Genomic DNA, 13,530 nt, shown 5'->3' with positions numbered 1-13,530 from the left:
ATTCAACGGTTTCGTGACCATAATGTGATTGATTGTGACGATAAATGGGAATTTTTCCCATTATTACTAAGGCGTGACCCTCTCAGAAAAGGAAAACGCCATGCAGAACTTTGCTGTCAATCCTCTGAAAGACTACCATCCCCTGACACTCCCCAAACCCGGCAATGACTGTCTTGCTGATCTCAACTCTGCAGATCGGGCCAAATTCCGGGCCTTTGGATGGGGTCCAACACTTGCACCGCGCCACGCAACAATTGCCGACGCACTGCGCCATCAACTTCATCAGAATTCCGATGCTATAGCCGTTGAATGCAGCAGGCATGCGCTCAGCTATGCGGCGCTGGATGAAGCGTCAAACCGACTGGCCAACGTGCTGCGGGCCCATGGTGTGAAACGCGGCGATGCCGTTTGCCTGTTCCTGCACCGCTCGATCGAGATGGTGGTCGGCATTGTCGCGGTGATGAAGCTGGGGGCTGCCTATGTTCCGCAACATGTGGGTGTTGCACCCACCGAATCCCTACGCCATGTGGCAGGAGTTACCGGCGCTAAGGTTCTACTTAGCCTGAGCTCTCTAGCCGATCAGGTGCCCGTTGCGGTCAATCAAACTCTGATCACCATCGATACGATAATGTTCGATCCGATGTTGGATGCTCCCGCTCCGGATACCGCTGCTCACCGTGCCCGAGCGGACGATCTTGCGATGATCCTGTTCACCTCCGGAACGACGGGTGTACCGAATGGCGTACAGGTCACTCATGCCAATCTGGCCAATATCCTGCTGACATCGCCGGGTGATCTGGGAATGCGGCCGGGGCTGCGGGTTGGTCAGATCCTGTCCATTGCCTTCGACATGGCCGCGTGGGAGACGCTGGGTGCCCTGTCCAATGGGGCAACATTGGTCATTCGCGGTAAATCCATTCAGGATACGGCAGAACAGGTCGATGTTCTGATAGCCACCCCTTCGATCCTGAACGCGCTGGACCATAGCCGGTGCCAGCAAGTAAAGGTCGCCGCCGTCGCCGGAGAGCCCTGCCCGCGCCCGTTGGCAGATGCCTGGTCGTCGTTTTGCACCTTTTACAACTCGTGCGGCCCGACCGAGACCACGATCATAAACACGGCTGAGCCACATCATCCTGACAAACCCATCCTGTCGATCGGCCGCCCAACGCCGAACAATACGGTCTATGTTCTGGATGAAAATCTGCGCCCCCTGCCCATTGGTCAGAAGGGAGAGATGTGGGCTGGCGGTGATTGCGTAACAGCAGGTTATCTGGCCAACCCCCAACTGACCTCAGATCGCTATCGCCCTGATCCGTTCCGGCCCGGTCATGTGATGTTCCGTACCCGTGATCTGGGTCGATGGACCCCGGACGGAGAGCTCGAGCATTTCGGGCGTGTCGATGATCTGGTCAAAATCCGCGGTTTCCGGGTTGAACTGGACAGCGTCACAAATGCGCTTGAAGCATCACCCTGCTGTCAGCAGGCGGTGACCCTGCAATATGACAGCCGAAACCTTGTCAGCTTCATTTCCCCTGGCACGGCCTGTCCCAAACGGGCGACGCAATCGGTCGCAGATCGCCTGCCCTATTACTGCAGCCCGACCATGGTGATGCCCTTGGACGCCCTGCCCCGAACCCCGCGCGGCAAGCTGGATAAGAGACTGTTGCTGAAACTTGCGCAGGATCACATCACCAAGACCGGGACGGAGCTGAACTGATGACAACCGAAGCTACAAATCTGGAATCCCGTGCGCTGAACTGGCGGCGGGTCACCCGGCACCCGGCGCTGATGGAATATCGCCGACTGGCACTGCTGGTCGCGCTGGTGAATTTGGGTGTGTTCGCGATGGGGCTGCGTGAAGGTCGCTGGTTATCCGGGAATGAGTACGCGCTGTCCCTTATTGCGGACATGGCGTTGATCAACCTGAGCATCGGAATCCTGATCCGACAGCAAAGGGTGGTCAACGCTCTGTTCTGGCTGGCCACACGAGTCCCGACATCGTGGCCGCTCTGGATTCGCTGGGGTGCCGGAAAGGTGTTTCACTTTGGCGGATTGCATTCAGGATGCACCGTTGCGGGCACGATCTGGTTCGGTTTTCTGCTGTTTGGCATGGTGTCCAACCGTGTGGTCGGCGCATCCCTCCCCTCGGATCTGACCCTTGGGCTAAGTGCAACAATGGTTGTGCTGATGACAATCATGGTCATCTCAGCGCTGGGGCCAATTCGCGCCCGTTTTCACAACACGTTTGAAAAAATCCATCGCTTCGTCGGCTGGACTGTTCTGGCGCTGTTCTGGGCGCAAACGATCTCGATCACACACGATATGGGCGGTGAACTATTGCAAAGCCCGGCGTTCTGGATGCTATGCCTGATCACATTGTCGATCCTGTCCCCCTGGCTGACCCTGAAGCGCGTGAGTGTTGAGATCGAGAAGCCCTCGAACCACGCTGTAGTCGCTCGGTTCAATTACGGAGATACACCGTTCCCCGGCAGCTCCAACGCGATCAGCCACACGCCGTTTGGCGAGTATCATTCCTTCGCCAATATCCCTGCCCCGGACGAATCCGGCTATCGACTGGCGATCAGCCGGGCCGGAGATTGGACGGGCCGGTTCATTGACACTCCACCAGACAAGGTCTGGGTCAAGGGGATCACCACCTCGGGTGTCGCCCGGATCGAGGTTCTGTTCAAAAAGGTGGTCTATGTCGGCACCGGGTCGGGCATCGGGCCGATCCTGCCACATCTATTGGCGGGTGACGTGCCCAACCGCCTGATCTGGTCAACACGAAGCCCGCGCAAGACCTATGGCGATGCTCTGGTTGACGAGATCGAAGCGAACACCGAAGGGCCACTGATCTGGGACACCGATGCACAGGGCAAACCAAACCTCTCGGCATTGGCATTGCAAGCTGTACGCGACAGCGGTGCAGAGGCGGTCATCGTGATCTCGAACCAGAAACTGACACGAAAAGTCGTACACGACATGGAAAGCCTGGGCATCCCGGCCTACGGCGCAATCTGGGATAGCTGACTATGTTTGAGACAATCGAAACATCCACACAGGGGCGGGTCGCAACGATCCGCTTCAATCGGCCGGACCAACTCAACGCCCTGAACACACAAGTGATGGAAGAGGTGCTCGCTGCTGCATCCGGTTTTGAGGCTAGCCCGGACATCGGTTGCCTGCTCCTGACCGGCAATGGCCGTGCCTTTGCGGCTGGCGCAGACATCGGTGAACTGGCAGTCCAAACCTATGCCACGATGCAGTCCAGCGATTTCTTCGCAGGTTGGGACCGCTTTGCGGCGCTTCGCATTCCCAAGATTGCAGCCGTCAATGGCTATGCCCTGGGCGGCGGATGCGAGGTTGCGCTTATGTGCGATCTGGTCTTCGCCTCGGAGACCGCAAAATTCGGACAACCCGAAATCAAGATCGGCTGTATTCCGGGTATCGGTGGCACACAGCGGCTAACCCGCTTGATTGGGCGCGTTCGCGCGATGGATATGATCCTGACCGGGCGCATGATCGATGCGCACGAAGCCCTGCAGATAGGTCTGGTCAGCCGGATGGTACCCTCTGATGACCTCGCAGATATCGCAATGGAAACGGCACAGATGATCGCGGGATATGCCCCCGACATCACCCAGATGGCACGTTCATGCGTGAATATGGCCGAGCAGAGCACGCTGGACACCGGAATACGGCACGAACGCCAAACCTATCACGCGCTCTATGGTCTGCCTGCTCAAAAGGAAGGCATGGCAGCATTTCTGGAGAAACGATCACCGAAGTTTCATCCTGACTGAGCCAAGTCATCACGTTCATTCCCGGTTTTGAGATGAGATAGACTTGGTTCAGTTGCGGTCTCTTGCGAACGATGGCCTGTTTAGTCGAATACAGATGATCCGAAAAGGATCAGCTCGGCGACGGAGACGGGCCATTCAAACAGCATGCTCAGTTAACCAACTAAGCAGTGCAAGTTTCGAGCCGCGCTCATTCTTCCAAAAATTCGCGACTGAGACTCAGTAATGCGCAGATAGCGGGCTTGTAGCTTTTTTTGCTGGGTTACCGAATGGCGCGCACCTCCAAGCGACCAGGGTGTTGCAGGCAGTAAGATGAGATTTTTTTGTTGCCGAAACCGGTTTCGGAGAACCAAATAATGGAATGATAACGAATCCCAGTCTACCGAAGCGCCAATCTTCGCTCCGTCGCGACCCCTCATCCGGAAGGGTGAAGCTGGACGAATTGGCTCATCACCTCGGACTTTCAAAGAGCACCGTGTCGCGCGCTTTGAACGGGTATTCCGACATCTCAGAGTCCACCAGAAAACGGGTCGAAACTACTGCAAGGAAGATGGGCTATCGCCCGCTCAGCCACGCGCAGGCGATCCGCACAGGGAAAGTGCGTGCAATTGCGATGGTCATTAACAGCGGGGAACCGGACCGGCATAATCCGTTTCTGCAGGACTTTCTGGCAGGCGCTTGCGAAGGTGCCAGCGCATTCGATTGGACGATGACTATCTCAACGGCCAAGTCCGAAGAGGATATGCTCAACGTTCTGGGGCGCCTTGTGGAAGAGCGCAAAGCGGATGGGTTTATTCTGCCCAGGACGGAAGTCGACGACCCTCGTATCAAGTATCTAAGCGCGTTGAGTGTTCCATTCATACTCTACGGTCGAACAGGATACGGGCAGGCGGACACATACAGCGATACATCTTGGTTCGATATCTCGGGTGAAACTGCAATCCATAGCGCGGTCAGCCGTTTGAGCGGCTTTGGCCATCGTCGCATCGGCTTTGTCGGCAGCGATCCGAAATTCAACTACAGCCACCTTCGACGCGATGGCTATCTTGAAGGTCTGAGGGCCGCTGGCCTGCCTATCGATCCTGAACTGATCCGCGAGGGCGCGCGCACCCGTGATGAAGGGGCAATCCAGGCGCGAGCTTTGCTGGAGTTGGAGAATCCACCAACCGGGATCGTCTTTGCTACTGATCTGGCCGCATTGGGGTCATATACTGTTTGCGCCAAGTTTGGTCTGCAAATCGGCCAGGATGTCTCGATCCTTGGGTATGACGGCATACCCGAAAGCCAATACGTCAGCCCGGGCCTTACGACATTCAGCGTCGACTCACAGCGGGCTGGCGAACGCCTTGCTGAAATGCTCATACGGCAAACCCGTGGAGAAGCACCGGAAAGCCTGCGTGAGTTGGGCGAAGCCGTTCTTTTGGAACGGGAATCCGATGGACCACCGCGCCTGACACCTGAAGAGCTGGCGCAAAAAATTACACAATTCAGAAATGGAAATCGGGGAGGAGACCGATCATGAAACTTACACCAAAGGCATCTCGACTGATGCTTGGCACATCGCTGGCGCTGGCCTTGGCAGCCGTGTCAGCACAGGCAGATACAATTCGTTTCTGGACAACTGAGGAGCAACCAGAACGGCTGGCCAAACAACAGGAAATGGCGGACCAGTTCAAAGCGGAAACCGGCACCACCGTTGAGGTGATCCCAGTCACCGAGACCGATCTGGGCACGCGAGCGACCGCAGCCTTCGCTGCAGGCGACCTGCCAGATGTGGTCTATCATCCGTTGCAATACGCCCTGCCTTGGGCCGAAGCAGGTATCCTTGACACCGAAGCTGCGACAGAAGTGATCGAAGAGCTGGGTGCCGACACTTTCGCCCCCGGTGCGTTGGGTATGGCGGCCTTTAATGGAGAAACAGCCTCAGTGCCTGTCGATGGTTGGACACAGATGGTTGTCTACCGCAAAGACCTATTTGACGAAGCCGGGCTGGATGCGCCCAACTCGTTTGACAGCGTCTTGGCCGCACTGGAGAAACTGCACAACCCGCCTGAAATATATGGCTTCGTTGCGGCGACCAAAGTGGATGAGAACTTCATGAGCCAAGTGCTGGAACATGTGTTCCTCGCCAATGGCGTCTCGCCGGTTGGCGCTGATGGTTTCAAGCCACTGGATGAGGCCAAGACAACCGAGGTTCTCGATTTCTACAAAGCAATCTCGAAAGCGTCACCTCCGGGTGAGCTGTACTGGAAGCAATCGCGAGAGCTTTATTTCGACGGCAAGGCAGCGATGATCATCTGGTCGCCCTTCATTCTTGATGAACTGGCCGGCTTGCGGGACAGTGCGCCGCCGACAATCAACGACGATCCGACCTCAAGCGAACTGGCAAGCAAGACCGGCATCGTGACCAACTTCTCTGGCCCGTCCAATCCAGATGGCGCAGCGTGGGGTGATGTGAGGTACTTTGGCATTACCAACGATGCTGACACGGACGCGGCGATGGAATTCGTGAAGTTCGCGATGGATGACGGATACACCCAAACGCTGGCAATTGCGCCTGAGGGCAAGTTCCCTGTTCGTCGCGGCAACGCCGACAATCCGACTGCCTTTTCCGAAGCATGGGCCGAGCTGCCTGTAGGCGTTGACCGTAAGGCCCCCCTGGGTGAGCTTTATGACCAAGCGATGATCGACGAGATCGTTGGCGGTCTGGACGTTGCGCAGCGCTGGGGTGTGGCTGAAGGTCAATTGGCGCTGGCGTCGAAGATGATCAACTCTCAGGCCATCAACCGCGTGGTCCGGCAGTATATCGATGATGAGATTGACGCGGCTGCCGCAGTTGCAGCCATGAACGAAGAGCTGGCCAAAGTTCAGTAATCAACCAGCACCTGCAGCGGCGTTCGCGCCGCTGCTCGCAACCCTTCGAGGTATCCCATGTCTTCGGCCACCCCACCGACCGGAACCGGGGCTCTTGCCAAACGCGAGGCGCGTCTGGCCTGGGCGCTGCTGGCTCCGACCGTGATCAGCGTGTCGCTTGTGGTGATCCTGCCCTTGCTGGCGATCATCTGGATCAGCTTCAAGCCGTTTACCCTGTCCGACCTGCGCCCGCCTGCTCCGGTTGTCCGTGAAAGCCTGCGCGGCTCTGGTGACGATCTGCGGATCGAATACCGTCTAAGGAACTCCAGCCAGGAAATCGCCATCGAAGGCGTGACCCTGACCGATGTGCTGCCCGACGGTGTTGTAGTCGGCGAAATTGCCGCGCCCTGCGTTTTAGACGGGAAGGATTTGTTCTGCGATTTTGGAACCTTGGACGGCGGCCAGCGTGAGCGTATCCGCATCCCGGTCACGGTCGACGGCGATCCCGACGCATTCGAAGAAATCGTCGAGGACTCCGAACCGCGCCTCACCGGCAGTGGTCCGAACGTTTTGACCAACCTTGAATTCAGCCTCGAGAACTTTGCACGTGTCTTTGATGGGTCGGAGTTCTGGGGCGTACTCTGGGTCACGCTATTCTATACGGTCTTCGGGACGATTGGCGCTTTGGTCATGGGATTATTCGCCGCCTTGTTGCTCAACAAGAGCTTTAGGGGACAAGGCTTCATCCGCGGCCTTTACCTGTTCCCCTATGTCGCCCCCGTCATCGCCGTCGCTTTCACCTGGGTCACGCTTTTCGATCCCTTCTCGGGATCGGCCAACGCTTTGCTGGTGCAGATGGGGCTAAGCAGCGAGCCGATTAATTTCTTCGGTGAGCGCCCGCTGGCGCTGATCATGGTCACAGTGTTCGAGATCTGGCGCTACTTCCCGCTGTCCTTCCTGTTCATTCTGGCCCGGATGCAGTCCATCGACTCCAGCATGTACGAGGCCGCCGATATGGACGGGGCCTCTCCGTTCCAGAAGTTCTGGCTGCTGAGCATCCCGCAACTGCTGGGCATCCTGTCGGTCTTGTTCCTGCTGCGCTTCATTTGGACGTTCAACAAGTTCGACGACATTTTTCTGCTAACCGGCGGCAATGCAGGCACCCGCACGCTGACCGTCAACGTCTATGAACAGGCCTTTGCGATCTCGAACATCGGTGCCGGTGCGGCGGTGGCCGTCGTGATCCTGTTGTGCCTGATCGCCTTCAGCTTTGTCTTCTTTCGCTTCATCAGCCGTGAGGAGGGTCTGTGATGCGCAAAGGGTATCTTACAGCTCCGGTTTTGGGCGCGCTGTGGCTAGTAGTGGTCGCCACCACCGTTGCCATCACCATGTCGTTTTCAACCGGGGCCGCTTTTCGCCCGCAAGTTCTGCTCTGCCTGATTTGGGGCGCGATTGCCGGGTTGGTCTATGTCCGTTTTCCCGCGCAGCGTGCTCCGGCCCGCCTCAGCATATCAGCGTTGTTAGGCCTGTCCGGGTTGACCGGATTTGGCCCGGTTCTGATCGGCTCAGACACATCATTGCAAGCGGTTGTGGTCACGGTTATCGCCATGGCCGTCGTCATGCACCTTTCCTTGGCGGCGATCCTGAAGGAAACACCATTCGGAGCGCTTACGCGCCATGAATACGAAGAGGCAGTGATCCGTTTCTGCACTGGGTTTGGCTATATCTTCTTCACGGCAATCGTCGTGATCCCGTTCTACGTGATGGTCATGACCAGCCTGAAATCTCAACAGGCATTGTTGCAGAACCCGTTGGACTTTTCGGTCGACCTGTCTCAGGGCACCGACCTGTTCCGCAGCTACACCGAACTGTTCCGAGACTTCAATTTCGGGACCTACCTATGGACCTCGCTTTATGTCTCGGTCCTGACCGTATTCATCACGCTACTGTTTAGCGTACCAGGCGCTTACGCGGTGGCGCGGTTCCGGTTTCAGGGTCAAAAGGCGTTCTCGCGTTCGATCTTGTTGATCTACATGGTGCCGATGATCGTTCTGGCGCTGCCGATCTATATCGCCTTCTCACTGACCGGCTTGCGCAACTCGATCCTCGGCATCGTCATGATCTACCCGGTCACCACGATCCCGGTCGCGCTCTACATGCTGCAAGGCTACTTCCGGGGTCTGCCGACCGAAGTGGAAGAGGCCGGGCTGATGGACGGTCTGTCGCGTCTGGCGGTGATCTGGAAGATCACCCTGCCCCTCAGCCTGCCCGCGCTGGCATCGGTCTCACTTTATGTCTTCATGATCGCTTGGAATGAATTCCTGCTGGCTTTCATGCTGCTGGACGATCCGTCGAAATTCACTCTGACCCGAGGGGTCACGATGCTGAACTCCTCAGAAATTCCCCGTCAGCACCTGATGGCCGGTGCGGTGATCGCCACCGTTCCAATCATGGCGCTGTTCCTGGGGCTTGAACGTTTCATGACCAAGGGCCTCACAGCGGGGTCTGTCAAAGGATGACACAGATGAACCAACATACGAACCCCGACCGCGAAGCGCGCAATATCCTGATTGCCAACGATCGCGGAGGCTACACCATCCCGACCGAGGGACTGTATCCATACCAGTGGAACTGGGACAGCGCGATTGCCGCGCTTGGCTTTGCCCAGTTCGACCTCGACCGCGCCTGGACTGAGATCGAGACGCTGTTCACCGGGCAATGGGCAGATGGCATGGTTCCGCATATCCTTTTCCACCAGCAGGATGAAGGGTATTTTCCCGGTCCCGATGTTTGGGGATGCAATGGCCCGATCCCGTCTTCGGGCATCATCCAACCCCCTATTGCTGGGACCATGGCACGTAAAATCTGGGAACAGGATACCGCGTTTGGGGATACTCGCATGAAGGAGCTATTCCCTAAACTGTTGGCGTGGCATCGTTGGATCATGAAATGGCGCCTTGATGAATTCGGTGCCGTGTGCACGACCCATCCGTGGGAGGCGGGTCGCGACAACGCCCCTGATTGGGACAACTCCATGGCGCGCATGGATGCATCGGATGTTGGGGAATACCAGCGCCGCGACACCAGTCACGTGAACAGCGACGACCGGCCTACAAAGTTCGACTACGACCGATACATCAAGCTGGTTCAGATCGGCCGAGATGCGGGATGGGACCAGCAAGCCCTGTTGTCCCTGAACCCATTCCGCGTCGCCGATCCCACTATGACTTTCACCACTCTGCGCGCTGCACGGGACTTGCTGATGATCAGCGAGAAGCTCGGACTGGAGGCCGAGGGTCTGAGTGAGGATATTGAAAAGCTGGAAACTGGCGCGCGTTCGCTTTGGAACGATGACCTAGGGAGCTTCGACTCGCGTGATGCGCATACCGGGGAGATGGCCGACAGTATTTCCAACGCGTCATACTTGTGTTGGTACGCTGGCATGGAGTCCGATCGGATGCTTAAGGGATTGAAATCAGTTCTGAAAACTGTGCCTTATCCCGTTCCAAGCTATGACTCGAATATGCCGAAATTCGACGCACGTCGGTACTGGCGAGGTCCGACCTGGGCTTTCATGAACATGATGATCGGGTTTGGCTTGGAGGATATGGGGCATTCACAACAGGCAGAACAGCTGCGCCAGAAAACTGCCGAACTGATATCGGGCTATGGGTTCGCAGAATACTTCGACCCCAAAACCGGCAGCCCTGCGGGTGGCCAGGCATTCACGTGGACAGCCGCTGTCTGGCTTCACTGGGCAGGGAGGGCCTGATGGGTAGCATCGAACTAAAGTCAGTCGAAAAATGGTTCGGCTCTGCGCAAGTCATCAAGGGCGTAGACCTCAAGATTGATGAAGGTGAATTTATTGTCTTCGTCGGCCCGTCCGGCTGTGGGAAGTCTACCCTGCTACGTATGATTGGTGGCCTCGAGGACATCTCGCGCGGGTCGTTGTTGATCAATGACAGCGATGTCACGGATCACCCGCCCTCAAAACGCGGGCTGACGATGGTGTTCCAATCCTATGCGCTGTACCCGCACCTGACGGTTGCCGAGAACATGGGGTTCTCTCTGAAAGTAGCCGGTGTTTCCAAGGTCGAGATAGCCGAACAGGTCAACCGGGCCGCCGAGGTTCTCAAGCTGGGACCATTCCTTGAGCGCAGGCCAAAGGACCTGTCTGGCGGTCAGCGGCAGCGGGTGGCAATCGGAAGATCCATCGTACGTGATCCGACGGCGTTCCTGTTCGATGAGCCGCTTTCAAACCTAGATGCAGCGCTTCGGGTTGAGATGCGGTATGAAATCGCCAAACTTCACCAAAGCCTCAAGCGTACAATGATCTACGTGACGCACGATCAGGTAGAAGCCATGACACTCGCCGACCGGATTGTGGTGCTGGAATATGGTAAGATCGCGCAGGTCGGCACGCCGCGAGAATTGTACGAACGCCCTGCCAATCTGTTCGTGGCCCAATTCATCGGCAGTCCAAAGATGAACATCCTGCCCTGCACGACTGAAGGCGGCACTTACAAGCTGGAGCACGGTCGTAGTGGTGAGTTTGATCTATCCGGCAACGCAACCAAACTCGGCGTGCGGCCTGAGCATATTGAGGTGGTCGCAGCTGGTGATGGTCAAAGCGATGGTATCATTGAGGTAATCGAATATTTGGGCGCTGATACTTTCCTAATCGTTGATTGTGGCGGCGAAGAAAAAGTTACTGTCCGCCTGAATGGAGATACGGATCTTGAGCCCGGGGCTAAGATCGGACTGCATTTCCCGACTGAAAAACTGCACTACTTTGATGAAAACGGGCAGGCTTTGGGGGCGAGTTAATGCCGTTGCCAATCCATCTTGAGAGATCATGTCGAAAAAGATGCTCTGGCTCCTCTTCTTGAGGAACTCAGAGCATTCCTCGGATTTGATCATGAACATCAAATATAGGAATCGCATTACGAAGCAGGCGTGCATATCTTTCCCGTTCCGACCGATGTAGGCACTACTGAATGGCCGGTATGGCGAAACGCAGCATTTGCACCGCTCAATATCCGCTCAGGGTTCAAAGGGTCTGTTCAGGCTCGCCCCAGAGAGCGGCGGCAGGATCTCATTTTTACAAACGCCGCACGGTCAAGACACATCCGATTTTCGGTTCATATTTCATTTAGTTCGGCAAAGATCGAATGGGTAATGCCTTAGGGTCTGTGTACTGCGAATTCAGGTCGAGGCCGCAATTCGGCAGAGTCTCATTGAGAAGACCGATACCTTTCTAAACATTCGTGTGATGGTACATCTTTGTCTTTGACCAATCCCCGGCGGTCAGCGCTTCGATCGGAGTCCAGATCGAAAACCCATCTTGGTGTTCACTCTCGGTGCCAAGATAATAATCAGCTTTGATATCCAGCACGCATTGGACACTACGAAAGTCCAGGATCGAAGTCGTTTTTGGAAGTTTCTGGCCAAAAAGCCTATGTCCGCGCCAGGCGCTAATGTGCTTGCTCACAAAGTCGTGGAAACACTCAGGCAGGTCAGACAGCTTTTCCTCAAGTGTCACATCTCTTTCCAGAAGCAAGCTATGAAGTATATTTGATTGATGATCGCGGTTGAGCGAAGCGATACCGTATTTGGCATTCGCAGGCAGATTTGCCACAAGGTCCATCCGTGCAGACATCAGGCGTTGTAAGGCTTCCTGATCTACGGCGTCGCTTGGATCGTGGTTTTCCGCAAGCTTTCGAAACGCTGCAATCTCTTTCTGCAAGGGCGACAACATGTTCGAGACCTGCCGGTAGAATCTTGTTCTTTCCAGTATCTCTGGGTTGCCGCGCGCCGCAGGCCATTCACTCCGTTTCATTCGACGCAGGTCGCTCAGATGCCTGTTTCGGTCACCCCGATGGCTCCGGATTGAATAGGATGCAGCGTCCAACTCTGCCAAAGCGAGGCCCCAGTTCGTGATCCATTCGTGAGGTTCCTCTTCACCCAATATTCCGGGCGGAGTCGCCTCGGCGCTGTCTAGATAAGGAATCAGCTCAAAATGCCACTTTGGAAACACAACCTTTCTTCGATAATGGAAAGTGGCCTCCAGATCATCTGGCTCTGACCGTTCCCGCAACTGACTATGCTCTGGAAAGATCGTGATCAAATGGCCCAGATCGCCTCGGAAATTGGCAAAAACCACCATCGTGCCGGCCTCGGGAAGCCCGGGTATTCTTTGCGCAGTCTCCGGTTCCGGGGGGATTTCGCCGAGATCTATCTGGGCTACAAAATTCATCGCCTGACCCGCTGTGTTCCTCGGCCATTCAAAATCAGCGGGAAGTGCGGGCCGTCCTCCGAACCAAGAGTTCGGCGGAGGCGTATCTGCATAGGGCGACACCAACCGAATAGCCCAACCCGGTATTTCAGCTGGTCTCGTCGCATGACCTTCCAGCTCTTCCATGACTGCTCCGATTTCCTGGGAATCGACACCAGAAAGCATCTCATCAACAGTCATGTCAGTTCGTGGTTTCTCAGGCTCATCAGGACGTTTCGATGAGGGGCTGCCCAGATCCCAGGGCTCTTTAGCCATCAGCGCAACGAAAGTTGCGAAAATGCCGCCCAGCAACAGCAGAAAATGGGTCATGCTCAGCGGCGTCTTTGCTACCTGGAGCATCCAGAAAAGAGTACCAAAGCAGTAGATTATTGCGCAAATAGCGGCGATCTTTATCAGGGGTCTCAATACAAATCCTAATTCTTTGTTTTCAATAAAGATTAATGCACAAACGCAGAAGCGCAACACCCTTAAGGCACCGAGTAGCCTTAGCTTTTAAGGTCATCAACGGAGTGCTGCCGTTCATGAGGTTCGGTGCTGCAAACGCGACTGGCCCATAGATGACATTCTTTGGCCCGCCAAAGT

General features: G+C 56.1%; 10 protein-coding genes. 9 read left to right on the top strand and 1 reads right to left on the bottom strand.

Annotated elements, in window-relative coordinates:
- Positions 1–100 precede the first annotated feature (100 nt).
- The 9 genes from ACR0CW_RS12135 (at position 101) to ACR0CW_RS12095 (ending at position 11,480) form a co-directional block, all read left to right on the top strand.
- A complete protein-coding gene (locus tag ACR0CW_RS12135; protein ID WP_480787983.1) occupies positions 101–1,717 on the top strand; it encodes an amino acid adenylation domain-containing protein in 1,617 nt (538 codons plus the stop codon).
- Positions 1,717–3,030 carry a ferric reductase-like transmembrane domain-containing protein gene (locus tag ACR0CW_RS12130; RefSeq protein ID WP_480787982.1) on the top strand — a complete coding sequence of 438 codons (1,314 nt, stop codon included), beginning with the start codon at positions 1,717–1,719 and terminating at the stop codon, positions 3,028–3,030. Before ACR0CW_RS12135 ends, ACR0CW_RS12130 begins: the two co-directional genes overlap by 1 nt.
- Before the next feature lie 2 nt (positions 3,031–3,032).
- Positions 3,033–3,803 carry an enoyl-CoA hydratase-related protein gene (locus tag ACR0CW_RS12125; RefSeq protein ID WP_480787981.1) on the top strand — a complete coding sequence of 257 codons (771 nt, stop codon included), beginning with the start codon at positions 3,033–3,035 and terminating at the stop codon, positions 3,801–3,803.
- A 358-nt stretch (positions 3,804–4,161) separates the two neighbouring features.
- Positions 4,162–5,322 (top strand): LacI family DNA-binding transcriptional regulator, encoded by a 1,161-nt coding sequence (locus ACR0CW_RS12120; RefSeq protein ID WP_480787980.1) that lies wholly within the window; start codon positions 4,162–4,164, stop codon positions 5,320–5,322.
- Complete coding sequence (locus ACR0CW_RS12115) at positions 5,319–6,674, top strand: ABC transporter substrate-binding protein (protein ID WP_480787979.1); 1,356 nt, start codon at positions 5,319–5,321, stop codon at positions 6,672–6,674. The genes ACR0CW_RS12120 and ACR0CW_RS12115 overlap by 4 nt, the downstream gene beginning before the upstream one ends.
- 57 nt (positions 6,675–6,731) lie before the next feature.
- Positions 6,732–7,964 (top strand): carbohydrate ABC transporter permease, encoded by a 1,233-nt coding sequence (locus tag ACR0CW_RS12110; RefSeq protein ID WP_480787978.1) that lies wholly within the window; start codon positions 6,732–6,734, stop codon positions 7,962–7,964.
- The gene (locus ACR0CW_RS12105; RefSeq protein ID WP_480787977.1) at positions 7,964–9,172 is read left to right on the top strand and encodes a carbohydrate ABC transporter permease; all 1,209 of its coding nucleotides are present in this window, start codon (positions 7,964–7,966) and stop codon (positions 9,170–9,172) included. Before ACR0CW_RS12110 ends, ACR0CW_RS12105 begins: the two co-directional genes overlap by 1 nt.
- Positions 9,173–9,177: 5 nt before the next feature.
- Entirely contained in the window at positions 9,178–10,425 is a 1,248-nt protein-coding gene (locus ACR0CW_RS12100; RefSeq protein ID WP_480787976.1) for an MGH1-like glycoside hydrolase domain-containing protein, read from the top strand.
- Positions 10,425–11,480 (top strand): ABC transporter ATP-binding protein, encoded by a 1,056-nt coding sequence (locus tag ACR0CW_RS12095; protein WP_480787975.1) that lies wholly within the window; start codon positions 10,425–10,427, stop codon positions 11,478–11,480. Before ACR0CW_RS12100 ends, ACR0CW_RS12095 begins: the two co-directional genes overlap by 1 nt.
- A 430-nt stretch (positions 11,481–11,910) precedes the next feature.
- Here the strand turns inward: ACR0CW_RS12095 and ACR0CW_RS12090 are convergent, their stop codons facing one another.
- Positions 11,911–13,257, bottom strand: a complete 1,347-nt coding sequence (locus ACR0CW_RS12090) for a DUF1963 domain-containing protein (protein WP_480787974.1) — start codon at positions 13,255–13,257, stop codon at positions 11,911–11,913.
- Between the last annotated feature and the right edge of the window lie 273 nt (positions 13,258–13,530).

This window comes from Ruegeria sp. CH6 (assembly GCF_056537005.1).
The sequence above is the reverse complement of the archived record's forward strand: the minus strand, read 5'-3'. Positions and strand labels throughout refer to the sequence as shown.